Source organism: Telluribacter humicola, assembly GCF_017355935.1.
Classification (GTDB): Bacteria; Bacteroidota; Bacteroidia; order Cytophagales; family Spirosomataceae; genus Telluribacter; species Telluribacter humicola.
The window spans coordinates 105708-126387 of the sequence record NZ_JAFIQT010000006.1 but is presented as its reverse complement, the minus strand read 5'-3'; the positions used below and the strand labels follow the sequence as shown (position 1 = coordinate 126387).

Here is a 20680-nt window from a genome sequence, read left to right as displayed (position 1 = left end):
TCCTAACTTGTATGCTTGGATTGACTTTCCTCTATGGCTTCGGGGGTAGTACTTTGTATTTCCTTAATCACTTCTCCGGTATGAATATCCCGCTCCTGACGCACGATCAACACGGCATGTTCGTGAGGTACTATCGCTGAGCCATCGTATCGGGCATACACTTTGGTAAATTCAGCCCCGAAGTACAGAATAATTGAAGAGTAATACACCCACGAAAGTAGTATAACGATCGAAGCGGATGCTCCATAGGTTGCCCCTAAGTCGGCCTGACCGATATAAAAACTAATTAGGAACTTACCAATCAGAAACAGTACAGCGGTAAAAGCTGCCCCTATCAAACACTCTTTCCAACGTAGTACCCCATCGGGCAGCACTTTGAAAATAACAGCAAACAGCGCTGTAATAACAGCCAGTACAATAACCTGGTTTACAATATAGAACACTACTACTGATACTTCTGAGAAGTACCTCTCCAGTCGGCTACTAAGTAGCTCTACGATTGCATTCAAACCTAATGAAACGATCAGCAGAAAACCCAGTGTAATAATAATTGAGAATGAAATAAGACGGGTCTTGATAAATTTAAGCCAGCCGCGTTTAGGCTTAGCCTTAATAGCCCACACAAAGTTAATTGAATCCTGCATCTCGGCGAACAAAGTAGTGGCACCTACCACTAGTGTACCTATACCAATAGCCGCTGCTACACCTGATTTATTGGATACCTCGGCATTTCGTATAATATCCTGCAGCTGAGCAGCTACGCTCCCTCCTACCAGTTCCTGAATTTGGGCAAACAATTCGCCCTGAATGGCATCTCTGCCAAGGAAAATACTTGCGATCCATATCATTACCAGAAGCATGGGAGCCAGTGAGAAGACGGTATAGTAGGATAACGCTGCTGCCAGCTTCACCCCATTGTCATCCACAAACTCCGTAGCTGATGTTTTAAGAATATTCCAGTAGTCTTTGAATTTAACCTTGCTCATAGTGTGCATATTTAGAAATGTAGCCCCATAGCCTGTGGAGGGACCTACCCATTTCGTTATTATTATTTAACTATTTGATAAATTCCCACTTTCTGACCTTCACTTCAGCTTTGACAAGCGCCGAATTTAACTGCTCAACAGAGTCAAATTTTAACTGGTGCAAATGCCGGAACTCTACCTCCACGTCAAAACGATTTTTCTCGAAAGGCCAGGGATCTACCCTCATGGCTCCCGAAGTATCCTGCCAGAGCTGGTACATGGTGCCATCCGGTCCTTTGCTAATGTCCATCCGTCGCTGCTCGGATTGCATCTTATCCATACACAGAAGCAGTGACAATGCATCGCACCATTCTACAAACTTGTAAGCCAGCTCTGCCTTTTTTTTATGTACCCCCAGTTCCTTCATCAGCCGTTTCTGATATTGTTCCTGTTCTTTCAGAAACTCTTCCAGCTCCTTATCCTCATGCTTGATGTCTCCGTATAGGAAAGACAAGTGCATAGAGGTCATAAGGGCGTTCCAACGGCTTTTTGAGGCTGCTATTTCCATAACATTGCGGTACTGGGTGGCACTGTACTTCAGGAGCTTGAAATGCCGGGGGGCACCCGCTTTAGTCATATTCTCCTGCGATTGTGACTCAGCCATTCCGTCGTCATGTTCAGCAATAGCAATGAGGGTTTGGGTCCAGTAAGGAGGGCGGTCAGCTACTTTCCAATGATTGGCCAGTTGAGCGGCCAGAAGTCCGTGGGCTCTTTGATAAATCACCTCCCAACCTTCCGGAATTGTTTTTACTATCATCTGACCATACTATATTACTGGTTACTAATAGTATAATTCTTATGCCAAAGCGGTTTACCACTCTTCTTCTTCGTCCTGAAACATGCGGTAAGCCCGTACCAGCTCCTGATGTGTTTTGGTGTTAGCCTGCTGTTGGGCTAGCTTTATACCTGTCTTATAGGTAGCATGTGCTTCTTCAGATTTGCCTGATTCTGCAAAAAGCTGAGCCGCATGGTAGTAAGCCGGAAGATAATCGGGATGTTCAGCTAATAGTTTTCTAAATAATGCTTCCGATTTTCCTATATCAGATTTTTTATATTCGAGAGCTAAGGCGTAGATATTGAAGGGATCGTGGGGATCTTCATTATAGAATTCGAGGAGATTTTTGAGTAGAGGATTGTCCATAAATATTATTATGCTTGCATACTAATTACATATTTCTTTATATTCGCAAAACAAACCATTTGCTGAAAAGTTAGAATCAACATTCAGAAACTGCTATGAAAATACTTGTTTGTATTACGAATGTACCCGATACTACTGCCAAAATCACCTTCGCTGAAAGTGATACTAAACTCAACAAAACGGGTATTCAATTTATAATAGGGCCGTATGATGACTATGCGCTGGCCCGCGCCGTAGAGCTCAAAGAACAAAACGGAGGTACTGTCACTGTACTTAATGTTGGGGAAGCCGAAGGTGAGCCTCAGATCCGAAAAGCGCTGGCCATCGGTGCCGATGACGCCATTCGCGTCAATGCTGAGCCTACTGACTCCTACTTTGTCGCTTCGCAGATAGCCCACATTGCTCAACAAAACAACTACGACCTGATCCTGATGGGACGGGAGTCCATTGACTTCAATAGCGGAGTAGTACACGGGCTGGTTGGTGAGATGCTGGGAATCCCTTCATTCTCGCCGGTGATGAAGCTGGACATTGAAGGCAGTACCGCCAAGTTTGCCCGTGAAATAGACGGGGGCAAAGAATACATGGAGGCTCCCCTACCTCTGGTATTTGGCTGTCAGGAGCCCATTGCCGATTGGAAAATCCCGAACATGCGCGGTATCATGACAGCCCGTACCAAACCCTTACAGGTCGTGGAGCCGGTTGCCGTCGATGATATGGCTATCAACGAGAAGTATACACAACCTGCCGCAAAGGGCGAGTGCAAAATGATTCCGGTGGAAGATGTCGAAAAGCTGGTTACGCTGCTTCGTACCGAAGCCAAGGTACTCTAAGCTTGTTCCACTAGTCACTAACTTAAAACTACCCGAAAAACTATGTCAGTATTAGTTTTTGTAGAAATAGATAACGGTTCTATCAAAAAATCATCACAGGAGGCTATTACCTACGGAGCCGAGGTAGCCCGCATGACTAATGCCACTGCCACTGTACTAGCGCTGGGAGCGGCCGATGAGTCGGCGCTGGCCCAGGCCGGCAACTTTGGAGCTACCAAAGTGCTGCATGCCTCTGATTCAAAACTCACCCAGGAGAATAACATGGCCTATGCCGATGTACTTGCTCAGGCGGCCCTACAGGAAGGCAGCAGTGTCATAGTAATGGCTAAAACGGGTCTGGGGGATGCCGTAGCAGCGCGCGCCGCGGCCAAGCTTAAAGCCAGTGTTATATCAGGAGTAACCAGCCTTCCAGACCTCAATGGTGGTTTTAAGGTAACCCGCAGCATATATACCGGCAAGGCTTTTGCGAGTGTAGACATTCGTTCAGAAATAAAAATACTGGCTATTCGTAAGAATGCCATTGAAGTCACTGAGTCGGGTAACACGGCCACCGTGGAACCTTTCTACCCTACCCTGAAAGATGCCAGCTTTACGGCAAAGGTGACAGATGTAGAGAAGTCAAATGCCGAGTTATCACTATCTGAGGCTGATATAATCGTATCAGGAGGGCGTGGTATGAAGGGTCCCGAAAACTGGCAACCCCTGATTGACCTGGCCAAAGCCTTGGGAGCCGCAACCGGCTGTTCCAAGCCCGTATCGGATCTGGACTGGCGTCCTCACCACGAGCACATAGGCCAAACCGGTATCAAAGTAGCGCCCAATTTGTATATAGCCTGTGGTATATCGGGAGCTATACAGCACCTGGCTGGTGTCAACGGCTCCAAATGTATTGTAGTAATTAATAAAGATCCGGAGGCGCCCTTCTTTAAAGCAGCCGACTACGGTATTGTAGGGGATGTTTTTGAAGTACTACCGCGCCTAACCAAAGCGATTGAGAATTCTAAATAACCGTCATACGTACTGTAAACCTGCTCTGTGTTTTTTTATACAGGGCAGGTTTTTTATTTTTGTCTTTTTACAGATTATTTCTGCGAATTTTACATCCGGCACTACCAGTCTGGAATAAATTTAGTAGAAAAATTGTTGGCGAATGAACATACGTCTACCCGACAAGCTACCCGATAGCATCGCCTGTAAATTGTGCAAATTGTAAGAAACTCATTAAAGTATCGTGAAAAAAATAAAGCTTGAAATACTAGGATTATCCCCCAGTCAATCCCAATCGGGTTCTTTTGCACTGGTACTGGGCGAAGAAATGGGAAACCGGAGGTTGCCTATTATCATTGGCGTATTTGAGGCACAGGCCATAGCGGTTCAGATTGAAAATATAGTGCCCAACCGGCCTATGACCCATGACCTGTTCAAGTCATTTGCCACGGCCCTAAACTTCAAACTCAAGGAGATAATAATTTCAGACCTTCGGGAAGGGATTTTTTACGCAAAGATTATTTGCAGTGATGATCTGCGTGAAGTAGAGATTGATTCAAGACCTTCGGATGCCATTGCTATCGGTTTACGTTTCAACGCTCCCATCTATACCTATGAAAACATTCTTTCTGAGGCTGGTATCGTATCCAGTGCGATGGCTGAGGATGAAGATGAAGATGATGACCTGGTGCGCGAAACTATTCGTCCTAAAGGTACACTAACGGAGCAACTTAAAGAATTACCAAACGATGAACTGCAAAGACTGCTGGATGAAGCCCTCAAGAACGAAGAATACGAGAAGGCTGCCAAAATCCGGGATGAATTGGGACGTCGAAACTAATACAACCACAACCTGATACTTTACAGGCGCCTGGATACCCGGGCGCTTTTTTTCGTTAAAAATACTTAACGAATGACTCATTTGGACCTATTAATGGTATTAATAGTTATTTTTGCAACCAATACAACAAAAGCAATGGTCCAATAGAGGCTATTTGAATCACCTTACAATTTATCCCTGCGTATGCCCAGAAAGAAGAAGAAGATTGGTAGCTACCCCAATACTATGATTGTGGTCAGTCTGACGGCAGCTCTCTTCCTGATTGGTTTTTGTGGAATGCTGGTCATACAGTCCAAAAAGATGGTGTCGATCATCCGACAGAACATTGAGGTGCGGGTCTTCCTGGAGAAGACATCCACTGAAGCCGGACGAGACTCTCTCCTTCAGGAAATCCAGAAGAAGCCTTACCTACAGACAAGTACTGAGGAACCTGCTATCATTTTTGTATCTAAAGAAGAAGCCGCTAAGGAATTCATCGAAGGGACCAAAGAAGACTTTACTACTTTTCTGGGTGAAAACCCACTTCGGGATAGTTACCGGGTAAAAGTACATGAAGACTATTTTGAAGAAGCCAAGCTAAAGCAGATCCGGGAAGACCTGGAAAAAATAGACAATGTATACGAAGCGGTATATCAGGAAAACCTGGCGGACAATATCAACCGTAACATTACCAAGATCTATATCATCCTATCGAGCTTTGCCCTGATTATGCTTATCATTATCGTACTACTGATCAATAATACCATCAAGCTGGCTATTTATTCCCAGCGTTTCCTGATCAGGAGTATGCAACTAGTCGGCGCTACTAACGGATTTATACAACGTCCGTTTGTAGTACGGGGTGCCGTCCAGGGGCTGGTGGGCAGTATCCTGGCATGCGGACTACTTATACTACTTCAGCAAGTAGCTGTAAGAAATGTGGAAGGTTTATACCTCCTGCAGGAGTATGATAAGCTCGCCATCCTGATCGGATGTGTGCTCATACTTGGTATCATGATCGGCATTACCAGTACCTACCAGTCTATTATTCGGTACCTCCGGATGTCACTCGATGATCTTTATTGATATTCTAGCTATACTACAAACTAATTACACGTACTTCTAAAGAACTTTTCAATGAGTGCAACTAAAAATCCATTTCCTTTTTCGTCGACTAATTACCGCTTGCTTCTCATAGGCCTGGCGCTAATTTTAGGGGGCTTTATCATCATGAATCTCGACTCTGAAGAGTTTGGGTTTGGTGTACTTGGCCTTACCATTGGACCACTTGTTACCATCAGCGGCTTCATCGTTGAATTTTGGGCTATTCTACGCAAACCTTCCGATAAATAATGAATTTTTGGCAAGCAGTAATACTCGCCATTGTTGAGGGTATTACCGAATTTTTACCAGTATCCTCTACTGGTCACATGATTATCGCGTCCTCTATGATGGGGATTAGCCACCTGGAGTTCACCAAGATGTTTACTGTTAATATCCAGTTTGGTGCTATTCTTTCTGTAGTAGTTCTGTACCGCCGACGCTTCTTACAAACCCGTGACTTTTACTACAAACTCTTCGTAGCTTTCTTACCGGCTGCGGTTATTGGCTTTCTGCTCAATGATTACATCGATGCCATGCTCGAAAACGTTTGGGTAGTTGCTATTTCTCTACTACTAGGCGGTATTGTACTTGTATTCATCGATAAAATAGCGAATGAATATCCCAAGGACCGCGAAATAAGTTATCCCGAAGCGGTGAAGGTCGGCTTCTTTCAGTGTATAGCTATGATCCCCGGAGTGTCACGCTCGGCAGCAACTATAATCGGTGGTATGTTTCAGGGCTTAACCCGGAAGCAATCGGCTGAATTTTCGTTTTTCCTGGCGGTACCTACAATGGCAGCCGCGGCAGGCTACAAACTCCTGAAGACTTACAAAAGCATCCAACCTGAAGATATCGAAACTCTACTGGTAGGTAATCTGGTTGCTTTCGTCGTAGCCATGCTGGCTATTCGCTTTTTCATAAATTTTCTGACCCGCTATGGTTTTAAGTTGTTTGGCTATTACCGCATCATACTCGGGTTAGTATTACTAGGCTTACTGGCTTCCGGCTATAAGCTTGATATAGTATAATAATGACAAATAGTAATCCAGAAGTACCTGATAAAGATAATCAGCCAGCGGACGAGGGGGAAGTGATTCTAATAGACAAGCCCCTTACCTGGACTTCTTTTGATGTTGCCAATAAGCTCAAGAGAGCCTGTAAGTTTAAAAAGATCGGACATGCCGGTACACTTGACCCATTAGCTACGGGCCTGCTGATACTGTGCACCGGCAAGAAGACAAAACAAATAGATACCTACCAGGCTCAGGAAAAGGAGTACACCGGTACCCTGGTACTGGGCAAGACCACCCCCTCCATTGACCTGGAGACCGAGTTTGATGCGGAGTACCCTACTAACCACATCAATGTCGATCTTCTCGAAAAAGCCCGTCAAACTCTGACAGGTACTATTGATCAAGTTCCCCCTATTTACTCCGCTGTTCGGGTGGATGGTGAGCGCCTGTACAAGAAAGCTCGTCGCGGCGAAACCGCCGAAATAAAAACCCGGCAAGTCACTATTTCGTTATTCGAGATAGATACTACCCGATTCCCTGAAGTGACCTTCCGGATTGTATGTACTAAAGGTACCTACATACGCAGTATCGTCAGGGACTTTGGAAAGTTAGTAGAAAGCGGGGCTTATTTGAGCTCCCTCTGTCGAACCCGCATCGGTGAATTTAAGCTTTCGGATGCCTGGTCACTTACTGACTATATTCAGCAAAAGAGAGCTCAGCTAGACTTACCAAATGAATAATGAAAGTATATCACTCCATTGAGTCGTTTGAGAAGCTTCCCTACGCCGTAGTGACAAGCGGTACCTTTGATGGAGTACACGTGGGTCATCAGAAGATTCTGTCCCGCCTGCGTGAGATAAGTACCAATAGTGGAGGCGAAACCGTAGTACTTACCTTCTGGCCCCACCCCCGCATGGTAGTTTCGGAAGATAGTCAGGATCTGCAGCTACTATCTACCATTGAAGAAAAAACAGAACTCCTGGCGCAGCTGGGTATTCAGCACCTGGTGATAGTGCCCTTTACCCGCTCGTTTTCCGAACTGTCTTCAGAAAACTTTATCCGTCAGGTACTGGTGGACCGTATTGGTACCAAAAAGCTGGTAATCGGCTATGACCACCGGTTCGGTCGTAACCGTGAAGGGAGCTTTGAGTTTCTGCAGCAGAATGCCAGCCAATACGGCTTTGAAGTGGAAGAGATATCCCGCCAGGATATAGACCAGCTAGCCATCAGCTCAACCAGAATACGCAAGGCCTTACTTGAAGGTGATGTGAAGGAAGCTAATGAGCTATTAGGGCGCCCCTACGAGTTTTCGGGTACTATTGTGAAGGGGAAGCAGCTTGGTCGTACCATTGGCTTTCCTACTGCCAATGTATTGGTCAGAGAAAATTATAAGCTTATACCAGCCAATGGAGTGTATATCATTCGGGCCAAACATGCCGGTACTGTATACGGAGGTATGCTCAACATTGGTACCCGTCCAACTGTAGACGGCACCAACCGTACCATAGAAGCCAACCTGTTTGAATTCAATAAGGAGATCTACGGAGAGAAGCTCCAGGTAGAACTGCTCCACTACCTCCGCCCTGAACACAAGTTCAACAGCCTGGATGATCTGATGCAGCAGATAAAGGCAGACAAGGAACAATCCCTTTCCTACCTTACTCAATAGCCTTATTTACTATCTGATATCCTGACGTAGCTCCCCAGCCACTTGAGGTGCGTTCCGTACTTCTGGAAAATTTCCTGCACGGGCTGGTCGTCGTGGTGCCCTTCAAATTCCACCAGAAACCAGGACTTGAATGTAGAGCCATCACGTAGGGGACGGCTTTCTATCTTGGTCAGGTTAATGCCCCGATCATTGAAGTCTTTGAGAAATTCGAAAAGTACTCCAGGCCGGTGGGTATTGGGTAAGTTAGCGATGAGCGTGGTCTTATCGGCCTGGCTTTTCTGATTAACAAAAGATTTAGACAGGATCACAAAACGCGTCCGGTTCTGATCTCCATCCCCGATATTATCAAACAGTACAGGTACACCGAATAACCGAGCGGCTATGTGAGAACAAATAGCCGCGGCATCCGGCTCCTGAGCGGCCAGCTTGGCAGCCTTTGAAGTAGACTCTACCGGTATCAATTCTACATTAAGCTCTTCAAAGTACTCCCGCAGGAACTTACTACACTGCCGGAAGGCAATATCCTTGGAGTAGATTCGACGGATATCGTGCAGAGAATCTGACTGGGATACGAAGGAGAAGTGAATCGGAAGCAGTACCTCGGCAGCGATTAGCAGCTCCTTTTCGCGCAGCAGGTCCATTGTCTCACTTACTACCCCTTCCTGATTATTCTCGATAGGTACTACACCAAATCGGGCACGGCCTGTCTCAACACTATCAAAGATGGAACGGATGGTTGGAAGCACCAGGTACTCACTCATCCCACCAAACCGGCTTTCGGCGGCCTGATGGGTAAAGCTTCCCTCTGGACCCAGGTAGGCAATTCGCTCCGGAAGCTCAAGATTACGTGATACCGCAAATATTTCCAGGAAGATAGCTTCGATCGCCGAACGGCTAAGCAGCCCTTTATTTTGTTTTTCCAGCCGATCCAGAATCTGTTTTTCACGCTCGGGCCGGTAGATAATAGTTTTGGTAGCTCGTTTGAGCTCTCCTACTTTTTTGACCAACTCCATCCGCTCGTTAAGGAGCTGGAGGAGTTGGTCATCAAGTGAGTCAATATGTTTTCTTAAATCTTGTAAATCCACAGAAAGTAAGTGGGTATGGTACTAAATCGGTTTGCAAAACTAGCTCACCAGGGCCAGTTCATCTACGTTCTTTTCAATCTTGAGGTTATCAATGATGAATCGCTGACGGTCCGGGGTATTCTTACCCATATAGTAAGTCAGCAGCTTCTGAATAGACATCTCCTTCTGAAGAATGATAGGCTCCAGACGCATATCCTCTCCAATGAACTTTCCGAACTCATCAGGTGAAATTTCACCTAACCCCTTAAATCGGGTTATCTCAGGTTTACCTCCCAACTTAGCTACCGCCTGCCTCTTCTCTTCTTCTGAGTAGCAATAAATCGTCTCTTTCTTATTCCGCACCCTGAACAATGGTGTTTCGAGGATGTAAAGATGGCCATTACGCACCAGATCCGGAAAGAACTGCAGGAAAAAAGTCATCAGGAGCAGGCGTATGTGCATCCCATCCACATCGGCATCGGTAGCAATTACGATCCGATTATAACGCAGGCCTTCGATACCGTTTTCGATATCCAGGGCGTGCTGCAACAGGTTGAATTCTTCGTTTTCGTATACGACCTTCTTCGTCAGTCCGAAGCAGTTCAGAGGCTTACCCCGCAGACTAAATACCGCCTGGGTTTGTACATCCCGTGACTTAGTGATAGATCCACTCGCTGAGTCACCCTCGGTTACGAAAAGGGTCGTCTCCAGACGTTGCTCGTTCTTCGTCTCAGATAGGTGCAGCCGGCAATCCCGCAACTTCTTGTTGTGAAGGTTTGCCTTCTTGGCCCGGTCATTAGCGAGTTTCTTGATCCCCGCCAGCTCTTTACGCTCCCGCTCCGACTGCTCTATACGCTTCTTGAGCGCGTCGCGCGACTCAGGGTGCATATGGAGGTAGTTATCAAGGCGCTCCTTTACGAAGTCGTTGACAAAGGTACGTACCGTTGGGCTATTGGGGTCCGGCGAGATATTGGTTGAGCCAAGTTTAGTTTTGGTCTGTGATTCAAATACCGGCTCCTGTACCCGGATAGCCACCGCAGCAATGATCGAAGACCGTACATCTTCTGGAGCGTATTCTTTATTAAAGTGCTCCCGCACAGCCCGCACCACACCTTCCCGAAAGGCCGACAGGTGAGTACCACCTTGCGTAGTATACTGACCGTTCACAAACGAATAGTACTCTTCACCGTACTGGTTACCGTGGGTCAAAGCAAATTCGATGTCCTCTCCCTTAATATAAATAATCGGATAACGGATAGCATCTACATCCGTTTTGCTACGCAGCAAGTCAAGCAGACCATTCTGAGAAAAATACTTCTGCCCGTTAAAATTAACGGTAAGTCCTGCGTTAAGGTAGCAGTAATTCCACACCATGTTATCCAGGTACTGAGGTATGTACCGGAAGTTCTTAAAGATAAGGTTATCAGGTTCGAATATGGTTAAAGTACCATTTCTCTGATTGGTATCCTCCTCCCCTGACTCCTTAACCAGCTCTCCCTGTGCAAACTCAGCCCACTTGGTCTTACCATCCCGGAAAGATTGTACTTTAAAGTAGTTGGAAAGAGCATTCACGGCCTTTGTACCGACCCCATTCAGACCTACTGATTTCTGAAAGGCTCCAGAATCATATTTTCCACCGGTATTGATTTTGGAAACACAATCTACTACCTTGCCTAATGGAATACCGCGGCCATAGTCCCGTACTTCAACCCGATGTTCCGAAATTTTTATTTCAATGGTTTTACCATTCCCCATCATGTGTTCGTCAATTGAGTTATCGACGATTTCTTTGACAAGTACATATATACCATCGTCAACAGAGGCACCGTCACCTAACTTACCGATGTACATACCAGGCCTTAGCCGGATATGTTCTTTCCAGTCCAGTGATCGGATACTACTCTCATCATATTGCACATTTGAATTATCTGCCATAAAAAATTAGCAATTTTTTAACAATACTGTTTATATAATGTTTTAGTGAAGGCTTCGTTAAGGAAACGGACAAACCACAGCATTTAGATTCCAAAAAAAACAGATTCTATCAAAAAAAATGAAAAATCTACGTTACTTTGCTGTTCAGTAGCACCATTACACGTTTATTGTACTTTTATTAGAGTGAGCACAATTTAGGGATTTTTTAGAAATAATCCTTACCAGACAACTTCCAAGTATAAATCATTTTCTATGAACACTAAGAAACTGATTGAAATCAGTAAAATAGTATTGATTTCTTTTCTGATTATCTCCACATCCTTATCTAACGTATTTTCACAAGTTGCTCCCGCACCCACAACAGGAACTGGCACCACCGGAACCGGAAATACTGGTACCGGACCTACCGGAACAGGTAATACAGGTACAACAGGTAATCAACCTGGTTCAACAACAAACAACAGAGGTCCAGCCGGTACCCAGGGCAATCCAGCTAACCCCAATGCCCCTACTAATAACACAAATCAGCAGGGAGAAGTGCTACAGGATGCCAAATCAAATGTTAATCAGGAAAGAATAAATGCTGAGCTTCAGGCCGAGTCAGAAGCCAATCAAAAACTTACTCAGGCTGAGCAACAAAAGCTAGCACTTCGCCAGCGGATTTTTGGTTATTCTATATTTACCAATAAGACTTTCCAGCCTAACCCAGACCTCAACATTGCTACACCACGTGACTATACAATTGGCCCTGAGGATGAGCTGGATATTTATGTATACGGTTACGCTCAAATTACGTATAACAACATTATAGTAAATCGTGATGGCTTTATCACATTGCCCCGTGCCGGCTCCATCTATGTGAGTGGCAAAACCATTGAAGAAGTACGTAAGATATTAATTGACAAGCTAAGCTCTTTCATACCGGGTCTGCTTGGCTCCAATGGACAAGCCAAGAGTACTCTGACGGTTACACTCGGCCGAGTTAGAAGCATCAATGTTTTCGTAACTGGTGAAGTGGTGAATCCGGGTAGTTATCAGCTTAGTTCACTAAGCTCTGCTTTCAACGCTCTTTTCCTGGCTGGTGGTCCTAATGAGTTAGGTACTTTCCGCGATGTTAGAGTAGTAAGAAATGGTAAAGTAGTGAGCCGGATGGACCTGTATGACCTACTCATGAATGGTACTGCCAAAGGAGATATTCGTCTTCAGGATAATGACAACATTATAGTTGGAGTTTATAAAGAGCGCATTGACCTGACCGGTGAGGTTAAAAGACCTGGTATATTTGAGCTGCTTCCTGAAGAAAACCTGGCAACTCTGCTGGAATATGCCGGTGGCTTTTCAGATAATGCGTATACTGAGCGAGTTCGAGTATACCGTGTTACTCCAAGAGAACGTCGTATCATTGAGGTTCGTGAACCTGGGTTCGGCAGCTTTGACCTAAAATCAGGTGATGAAGTAGAAGTACAGGTAGTACTTGACCGGTTTGAAAACCTGGTAAGCATTCAGGGCTCAGTTATGAGGCCGGGTGAGTACTCTATTGATAGTAACCCTACCCTAAAGACTCTAATCAAAAATGCCGATGGTCTGCGTGAAGATGCCTTTACCGGACGTGGTAGTATCATCCGTACCAACGATGACCTTTCTGTTCAGAATATTTCATTCAATGTAGCTGATATAATCAATGGTACTGTCGAGGATATCGAGCTTAAGAAAATGGACGTAGTAGCCATTACATCAAAGTTTGATTTGGCAGAGCCGGCTTACGTACATATACAGGGTGAAGTTAACACACCAAATACGGGCACAGGTGAGGGTATTTATCCTTACATGGCTAATATGACTTTGGAAGATCTTATCCTGAAAGCTGGTGGCTTTAAAGAGTCAGCAAAAGCTTCACAGGTAGAAATAGTAAGAAGAAAACGTGATATCAACATCCTAGCCGCTGACGCCAAGATCTCCGAAACCTATTCATTTGACGTAAGCCGTGATCTCAACCTGCGTAAAGATGGTCAGGAGTTTGTTCTACAACCTTACGACGAGATAATTGTACGCCGGGCTCCTAACTACCGCGAGCAGACTTTTGTAGCAATCGAAGGTGAGATATTAAACCCTGGCTTCTACGGTATAATCGCCAAGAATGAGAAGATCTCCGATATTATCCAGCGCGCTGGCGGATTAACCGATCTGGCCTATCCGGATGGAGCTACGCTCGTTAGACAAGTAGTCATTTCACAAAGTGAGGCTGAGCAAAAGAGCGAAACTCTTCAGAATATTGCCAGTGATGTTAAGAAAGGAGCCATTGATGTGCAGGTACAACAAACATCTGAGCAGTTGATTGGTATCAATCTTGAAAAAATTCTCAGAAGCCCAGGCTCTAATGAGGATCTGATTATTCAGGAAGGTGATATTATCAGAATTCCTAAAAGACTGGAAACTGTACAGGTACAGGGCGAACTGCTGTACCCTACTACTGTAAAGTATGCACGTGGCATGCGCTTCCTTGATTATATTTCACACGCTGGTGGCTTTACCAGAAAATCACTAAGAAAAAGCGCTTATGTAAAGTACCCCAACGGTTCGATTGACAGAACACGGAAGTTCTTAGCCTTCAATATCTATCCTAAAGTAGAGCCAGGTTCAGAGATTTATGTTCCAATGAGAACAGGTACCGAAATCACTGCCCAGCAGGCCTTACAACAGGGTGTAAGTATTACATCTACCCTATTCACACTCATCCTTTCAGTATTAGCATTCCGTAATATCCGATAACATTTATGTCACAAGTAATCCAGACAGTTCCTGAAGATCAGATTTCCCCAAAGGAAATAGTACTGAAGGTTATTGCATTCAAAAATAGCCTTATCCGTAACTGGAAGATCTTGCTACTTTTCATTGTGTTGGGGGCAGGTATAGGATATGTGCTTGATATCTATTTAGAAGAGCCCGCCACGTATGAAGCCACAGTGGTATTTAATCTGGGAGGTGGAAGCTCAGGCCAGGCCAATGAGGTTGCCGGATTGTTAGGACTTGGAGGTGGAGCACCCGATGCAAATATTTTTACGGGTGAAAACTTCTTTTACTTTGTAACATCACGTCCCGTAATCGAAAGGGCGCTGATGAAGGAAGTAGATATCAATAACAAAAAGATGCTCTTCGCTAATTTTTATATTGATTCAAGTGGTATCAAGAAGGATTGGGCAGAAGCAGAGTCAACTGAAATGCTAAACTTTCAATTTACAAATAATGACCCTACAAAGCTAACACTTAAAGAAAGGCTGGTACTCAATGAGATTGTAGAAAGAACCAAAGGAGCAACCAGTGTAGCTGCACTTGACCGTAAATCGTCATTTATTCAACTTACTAGTAATTCACAAAACTCAACGCTTGCCAGAACCTGGGCAAACACACTCCTTGAAACAGTAGAAGAGGTTTATACTGAAAATCAGACCTTTAAGACTCGTAAGACGCTTAGACTGTTACAAAGACGTGCCGACTCTCTGGCGGTTATTCTAGGTCGTACAGAAGCCCGTCTGGCGCGTGAACTTGATTATAGTACTCAGGTAGTAGTTCCAGAGGGTAAGGTTTCAGTCAACAAGCTGGAACGCAATACATCCTTTATTCAGGGTCTCTATATGGAAACGATGAGAAATGTAGAGAATACCAGAGTTTCACTCATTAGAGAAGCTCCACTGTTTACTATTATCGAGGGCGTTAAAACGCCACTGGATATGAACATCGATAACGCCCAGAGAATGAAAATCGGTCTTTTGGTTGGTCTTATTTTTGGTTTGTTCTTTGTATATATTAAGGATGTGTATGCCAATGTTATGGCAGATCCACGTGTCTAACTTATAACTTATGTCTCATTCAGTAACGATAAAGGCCGACGGATCAGAAAAAGATTATTGGAAAGACCTCTGGAGAAATAAGCAGCTTCTCTGGATCCTTTCAAAACGAGATATTTCTGTACGGTACAAGCAGACTTTTTTGGGTATGGCATGGAGCGTTATTCGCCCTTTGATGACCATGCTTATTATGGTGTTTGTATTTAGCTTCGTAGCCAAATTAAGACCCGATCCGGGTGTCCCCTACCCGCTTATGGTACTGGGGGGCCTCACCATTTGGTTATTCTTTGCGAATACTTTTACTCAGATAAGTAGTAGCATTGTACTTAATTCCAATTTAGTATCCAAAGTATACTTCCCTAGGCTGCTCATGCCTTTGAGTGCAGTAGCCGTGGGCTTTATTGACTTTCTGATATCACTGGTGTTGTTTATCTGCCTTTGTTTCTGGTACCAGTATTCGCCCAGCTGGCAGATCATTTTCATGCCTTTTTTTATATTTCTGACTTTCCTGACTTCACTGGGTTTCGGTTTGTTTTTTTCAGTAGTGAATGTAAAGTTCAGAGACATTGGCCAGTTAGTACCTTTTATGATACAGATCGGCTTTTATGTGTGCCCTATCGCTTACACTAGCCGACTGGTTGAAGACGCCTGGTGGTACAAGTTCTATAACCTAAACCCACTTGTGGGTATTATTGATGGATTCCGCTGGTGTCTCCTCGGTGATAAAGTCTTTTTCAATCCAATCAGTTTGTATTCAACACTTGTTATATCCTTAATAGCTTTGTTCCTTTCGGTGATGTACTTTCGTAAAAAAGAAAATACGTTTGTTGACCACATTTAGAAACCACATCCATTAGCATGTCTGTAATTACTGCCGAAAATATAAGTAAGAAATACATCATAGATCACAAAAGCTCGAAACGTTCGAACAGTATTCGTGATTTGGTGTCAGACACATTTGATAGTATTTTCAAGCCTAATAAAGAAGAAAATAGTAAGGGTAAAGAAGAGTTTTGGGCACTACGTGACGTCAACTTTAAGATTGAACAGGGAGACCGCGTAGGTATAGTCGGACATAACGGCGCCGGAAAATCTACTCTTCTGAAAATATTAAGCCGTATCACCAATCCTACTACCGGACAGGTTAAGATTAGCGGTAGAGTAGCCAGTCTTCTGGAAGTAGGTACCGGTTTTCATCCCGAACTTACCGGCCGTGAGAACATTTATCTCAATGGAGCTATACTGGGGATGAATAAGGAAGAAATACGGAGATCATTTGATGCCATCGTAGACTTTGCCGGTGTTGAAAAATTTCTGGATACGCCTGTTAAACGGTATTCCTCCGGTATGTACGTCCGACTTGGCTTTGCCATTGCCGCCCACCTGGAACCCGAAATCCTGATCATTGATGAAGTACTGGCGGTAGGTGATGCCGAATTCCAGAAAAAGTGTCTGGGAAAGATGCGAGACGTGTCGGAAAGTGGCCGTACCATCCTATTCGTAAGTCACAACCTGGTGGCGGTTCAGGCCCTGTGTAATAAAGCTTTCTTCTTCGAAAAAGGCACTTTAGTTGATCAGGGTGATACAACGCATATTGTAACTACCTACCTCAGCAAGATATCCCAGAAAAACCTGGAACGCCAGTGGAATAGTATCGATGAGGCCCCGGGTAACGATCAGGTCCGGATCAAGAGCTTTAAGCTTATCCCGGAGTACCAGGATAACCTGATGCATATTGATGTGAGGACTCCCATGCAGCTCCAGTTTGAATTCTGGAATATGGAAGAAGAGTCCAACCTCAACCTGAGTATGCACCTCTACTCTTACACCGGCGAGTGTATCTTCAACGTAGGTACTACCTCCCAGACTTTTTCTAAAGGGCTGGTGACAGGTAGCTGCGAAATCCCTGGCCACTTCCTTAACGATGGCTCGTATGTAGTATCCATGATGATTGTGAAGGATACCAGTACAGTTGTATACAACATGGAGGAGGCTTTGAGCTTCGACGTGGAAGATTACCGCGAAGGTGTGACCTGGTACGGCAAGTGGCCTGGCTTTATTCGCCCACAACTTAACTTTTCTATTAGTCAAACAGAACCCGTAGTGAATGATTAATGTCACTAAGACCTTTCTCCCAGATAAGGCCGAATACATACAATACATCCATGAAATATGGGATAAAGTACAACTAACAAATAATGGTCCATTACTACAGGAGCTCGAAAAGCAACTTAAGGAGTATCTTGACGTACAGCATTTGTATTTCTGTACTAATGGTACCGTTGTCCTGCAGATAGCTTTAAAGGCTCTGAAGATATCAGGAGAAGTAATTACGACTCCTTTTTCGTACTGTGCTACGACCAACTCCATTATTTGGGAAAACTGTACTCCCGTATTTGTTGATATCAATCCAGTTGATTTTAATATCAACGCAGATCTAATTGAAAAGGCTATTACTCCTCATACATCGGCCATCATGGCTACCCACGTCTATGGCAATCCGTGCGATGTAGAAAAGATAGAAGCCATTGCCAAAAAGCATAACCTGCGCGTTATTTACGATGGAGCGCATGCATTTGGAGTAACGTACAAAGGTCGTTCTCTATTCTCCTATGGAGATGTCAGTACTTGCAGTTTCCATGCTACCAAGGTGTTTCACTCCATCGAAGGCGGGGCCATTATCTCTAACCTTCCGGAGCTGCACGAAGAGCTACACCTACTGCGTCACTTTGGGCACCGGGGTGATGAAGACTACCGCTTCGCGGGCATCAACGGCAAGAACTCAGAATTTCACGCCGCTATGGGGCTTTGTAATCTTCCCCATGTACCTTCTATTATACAGGCGCGAAAGGATGTATTTGAATTGTATGATAGTTTACTTAACTGGGATTTGCTTTTCAAGCCCCAGCTAAGTAAGAATATTGAGTATAACTATGCCTACTATCCCGTAGTATTCCAGTCCGAAGCTGTCCTTAAAAAGGTACAGGCAGCCCTGGTAGTCGAAGATATAATACCACGCCGGTATTTTTACCCTTCGCTTAATACCCTTTCCTTTATGCCACGTACGTATGCCTGCCCGGTATCAGAAGATATCTCTGTGCGTGTTCTAAGCTTACCGTTGTACGTTGGCCTGCCACAGGAAGACATAGAACGAATAAGTAAGATCATCAACGAAAACCTATGACCCCCCGTCATGGCTATACTTTACTGGATTTCTTTTATTGCGTTTGTACTAGGTGTTGGATATACCGCTAAAAAAGTAGCGGAACCTTCTTTGACAGAATGGATCATTGTATCTTTTCTTTTCTTTGTAGGATGCATCATACCAACAGGTTTTATACTTTCTGGTCTTCATCTGACGGCTACACCCTGGGCCTGGCTAATAGGTGTTTTTATAGTACTGGCTATCTATAACCTGGTGTGGCCCCGGCTGGTATCAACTCCCCAATCCTACTCTGTCCGATCTTTGTTTGGGGACCGGGTACGTACTTTCAGAACCTGGCTGAGAAACCTCACGCCATACCTGAAATTTATGTACATAACCATGTTCGGTACCTTAACGATCATTGCTATTACTAATCTGCTATTGGTACTATTTACGCCCCCCAATGAATGGGATAGTATGACCGGCCACCTCAACCGGGTGATTCGTTACATTCAGCATGGTACTATGGCGCACTTTGGAGGTACCAACTGGAATATGGATACGTATCCTAAAAGTGTTACTACTATTCAGATATACACCTATCTAATAAGTGGTGAGATTGAAAACGCGATGAAACTGATCCACCATTCCGCGTATTGGATCAGTATCATTGCCATTTTTGGGATCAGCCAGCGGATCGGCCGTAACCTTTCAGCAAGTATCTTCTGTGCCCTGGCGTACAGTATGTTCCTTGACTTCCTGATGCAGGCCATTACTACTGAAACCGATATTGTACTTACTGCGTATCTAAGCTGCCTGATCTACTTCCTGTTCTCGTACCATGCCACTCGTCAGAACAAGTACCTGTACCTGGCCGGTCTGGCTTTTGGTGTAGTATATGGGCATAAGATTACCTTTACGCTGCTGCTGCCATCGGTATTCTCCGTAATGGTGTACACAGTATTCATAGCACAGGACTTCAAGACCTTCTTTAACCGGGTCTGGCGATTGGGTGTGGCTATATTGGTAGCTATGCTTATCTATACCCTACCCACCGGCTACCTACGCAACATACAAGTATTTGGCCACCCTATTGGCCCCCCTACGGCCCTGAAGCATCAATCCGTTGAGCGAGCCGGAACCCTGCGCAACCTTTTTGAACAAGGCAGCCGCAACGTGGTAAGATACAGCTACGACTTCTTTAACCTGGATGGAATCCGGAATGCTCAGTGGGGCTACGAACTCAATACCCTGGTTAGGAAGCCGATCGTGATGCTGGAGGATAAACTACACATGCGGCTTGATGAGGAAACCGACTTCTCGATTGTTCCCTTTGCCTTCCAGCGCCGGTTTGAGTTCTATAATGCCAATCCCTACTGGGGTATTTACGGGTTTGCCCTGACGCTCCCGCTGGTGCTACTTGTCTTTTTCAGGGTGATCTGGTCCCGGCCGCACTGGTTCCTGGCACTGGCTATTGTTTTGCATTTCATAGCCATATCCTATTCAGCTCCCTACGATCCATTCAAGGGTAGATATTTTATCGAAACTGGCCTTTTCGGAGTCTTATTCTTACTGCTGCTCTTTACGCACCATCGCTTGTCGATACTCAAGCCACACCGCTGGGTATGGAAGGGATACATAGGTCTGATCGTAGTGATGGGCTGTATATCAGCACTTATGTCTGTATACCTCAATATCCGGGCCCTGCCTATCTCAGCGTATGGGCACGAGTCAGCATTTACGGGCAATCGCATCCGTCTGATGACATTCGCCCGACCCGATATTACACCTGCTTATCTAAAGTTTGACTCCATTGTACCTCAGGATGCTACCGTAGCCTTAGGTACCATCAACGATGACTTCGAGTATCCCCTGTACGGCGATAAGCTTACCCGCAGGCTAATTACTATAAATCCTTTTGAGAAAGGAGTACAACCCATTCCTCCCGAAGCTGATTACCTATTTTTTGCAAAGAGTGTTATCAAGCCTCAGCCGGGCGATATCAGACTGGGATCGGACACAACCATGAATGATCTTATTGTAAAAGGAGAAGACTATTACTTACGTAAGCTCAAATAGCAGGCTTACTTATTATCTTA

19 protein-coding genes are annotated in these 20680 nt (G+C 44.8%); 14 read left to right on the top strand and 5 right to left on the bottom strand.

Annotated elements, in window-relative coordinates:
• Positions 1 to 2 precede the first annotated feature (2 nt).
• The 3 genes from JUB14_RS21540 to JUB14_RS21530 form a co-directional block, all read right to left on the bottom strand.
• Positions 3 to 986 carry a YihY/virulence factor BrkB family protein gene (locus JUB14_RS21540; protein WP_207508901.1) on the bottom strand — a complete coding sequence of 328 codons (984 nt, stop codon included), beginning with the start codon at positions 984 to 986 and terminating at the stop codon, positions 3 to 5.
• Positions 987 to 1056: 70 nt separating this feature from the next.
• On the bottom strand, positions 1057 to 1782 hold the full coding sequence (locus tag JUB14_RS21535) for a DUF3891 family protein (protein WP_207508900.1): 726 nt from the start codon (positions 1780 to 1782) through the stop codon (positions 1057 to 1059).
• 54 nt (positions 1783 to 1836) lie between these two features.
• Complete coding sequence (locus tag JUB14_RS21530) at positions 1837 to 2166, bottom strand: tetratricopeptide repeat protein (protein ID WP_207508899.1); 330 nt, start codon at positions 2164 to 2166, stop codon at positions 1837 to 1839.
• Positions 2167 to 2261: 95 nt separating this feature from the next.
• On the opposite strand from JUB14_RS21530, the gene JUB14_RS21525 reads away from it, so the two are divergent.
• The 8 genes from JUB14_RS21525 (at position 2262) to JUB14_RS21490 (ending at position 8592) form a co-directional block, all read left to right on the top strand.
• Positions 2262 to 2999, top strand: a complete 738-nt coding sequence (locus JUB14_RS21525) for an electron transfer flavoprotein subunit beta/FixA family protein (protein ID WP_207508898.1) — start codon at positions 2262 to 2264, stop codon at positions 2997 to 2999.
• Positions 3000 to 3041: 42 nt separating this feature from the next.
• Entirely contained in the window at positions 3042 to 4007 is a 966-nt protein-coding gene (locus JUB14_RS21520) for an electron transfer flavoprotein subunit alpha/FixB family protein (RefSeq protein WP_207508897.1), read from the top strand.
• Positions 4008 to 4230: 223 nt separating this feature from the next.
• A complete protein-coding gene (locus tag JUB14_RS21515) occupies positions 4231 to 4827 on the top strand; it encodes a bifunctional nuclease family protein (RefSeq protein WP_207508896.1) in 597 nt (198 codons plus the stop codon).
• A 183-nt stretch (positions 4828 to 5010) separates the two neighbouring features.
• Positions 5011 to 5892, top strand: coding sequence for a cell division protein FtsX (locus tag JUB14_RS21510; protein WP_207508895.1), 882 nt, complete (start codon positions 5011 to 5013; stop codon positions 5890 to 5892).
• A gap of 51 nt (positions 5893 to 5943) precedes the next feature.
• Positions 5944 to 6159 (top strand): DUF3098 domain-containing protein, encoded by a 216-nt coding sequence (locus JUB14_RS21505; protein WP_207508894.1) that lies wholly within the window; start codon positions 5944 to 5946, stop codon positions 6157 to 6159.
• Positions 6159 to 6938, top strand: a complete 780-nt coding sequence (locus JUB14_RS21500) for an undecaprenyl-diphosphate phosphatase (RefSeq protein WP_207508893.1) — start codon at positions 6159 to 6161, stop codon at positions 6936 to 6938. The genes JUB14_RS21505 and JUB14_RS21500 overlap by 1 nt, the downstream gene beginning before the upstream one ends.
• 2 nt (positions 6939 to 6940) lie before the next feature.
• Positions 6941 to 7663, top strand: a complete 723-nt coding sequence (gene truB, locus JUB14_RS21495) for a tRNA pseudouridine(55) synthase TruB (RefSeq protein WP_207508892.1) — start codon at positions 6941 to 6943, stop codon at positions 7661 to 7663.
• The gene (locus JUB14_RS21490) at positions 7663 to 8592 is read left to right on the top strand and encodes a bifunctional riboflavin kinase/FAD synthetase (protein WP_207508891.1); all 930 of its coding nucleotides are present in this window, start codon (positions 7663 to 7665) and stop codon (positions 8590 to 8592) included. Before truB ends, JUB14_RS21490 begins: the two co-directional genes overlap by 1 nt.
• Positions 8593 to 8594: 2 nt before the next feature.
• On the opposite strand, the gene pheA is transcribed toward JUB14_RS21490, so the two are convergent.
• Both pheA and JUB14_RS21480 read right to left on the bottom strand, forming a co-directional pair.
• The gene (gene pheA, locus JUB14_RS21485; protein WP_207508890.1) at positions 8595 to 9677 is read right to left on the bottom strand and encodes a prephenate dehydratase; all 1083 of its coding nucleotides are present in this window, start codon (positions 9675 to 9677) and stop codon (positions 8595 to 8597) included.
• Between the two features lie 39 nt (positions 9678 to 9716).
• Entirely contained in the window at positions 9717 to 11591 is a 1875-nt protein-coding gene (locus tag JUB14_RS21480) for a DNA topoisomerase IV subunit B (RefSeq protein WP_207508889.1), read from the bottom strand.
• Positions 11592 to 11843: 252 nt separating this feature from the next.
• On the opposite strand from JUB14_RS21480, the gene JUB14_RS21475 reads away from it, so the two are divergent.
• From JUB14_RS21475 to JUB14_RS21450, 6 genes are read left to right on the top strand one after another with little or no spacing between them, the layout of a single operon-like run.
• Complete coding sequence (locus tag JUB14_RS21475; protein ID WP_207508888.1) at positions 11844 to 14360, top strand: polysaccharide biosynthesis/export family protein; 2517 nt, start codon at positions 11844 to 11846, stop codon at positions 14358 to 14360.
• A 5-nt stretch (positions 14361 to 14365) separates the two neighbouring features.
• A complete protein-coding gene (locus JUB14_RS21470) occupies positions 14366 to 15439 on the top strand; it encodes a GumC domain-containing protein (RefSeq protein ID WP_207508887.1) in 1074 nt (357 codons plus the stop codon).
• Positions 15440 to 15449: 10 nt separating this feature from the next.
• Entirely contained in the window at positions 15450 to 16277 is an 828-nt protein-coding gene (locus JUB14_RS21465; protein WP_207508886.1) for an ABC transporter permease, read from the top strand.
• Between the two features lie 17 nt (positions 16278 to 16294).
• Positions 16295 to 17551, top strand: coding sequence for an ABC transporter ATP-binding protein (locus tag JUB14_RS21460; RefSeq protein WP_207508885.1), 1257 nt, complete (start codon positions 16295 to 16297; stop codon positions 17549 to 17551).
• Positions 17544 to 18620, top strand: a complete 1077-nt coding sequence (locus JUB14_RS21455) for a DegT/DnrJ/EryC1/StrS family aminotransferase (protein WP_207508884.1) — start codon at positions 17544 to 17546, stop codon at positions 18618 to 18620. Before JUB14_RS21460 ends, JUB14_RS21455 begins: the two co-directional genes overlap by 8 nt.
• Before the next feature lie 9 nt (positions 18621 to 18629).
• On the top strand, positions 18630 to 20660 hold the full coding sequence (locus tag JUB14_RS21450; RefSeq protein WP_207508883.1) for a glycosyltransferase family 39 protein: 2031 nt from the start codon (positions 18630 to 18632) through the stop codon (positions 20658 to 20660).
• Positions 20661 to 20680: the final 20 nt, after the last annotated feature.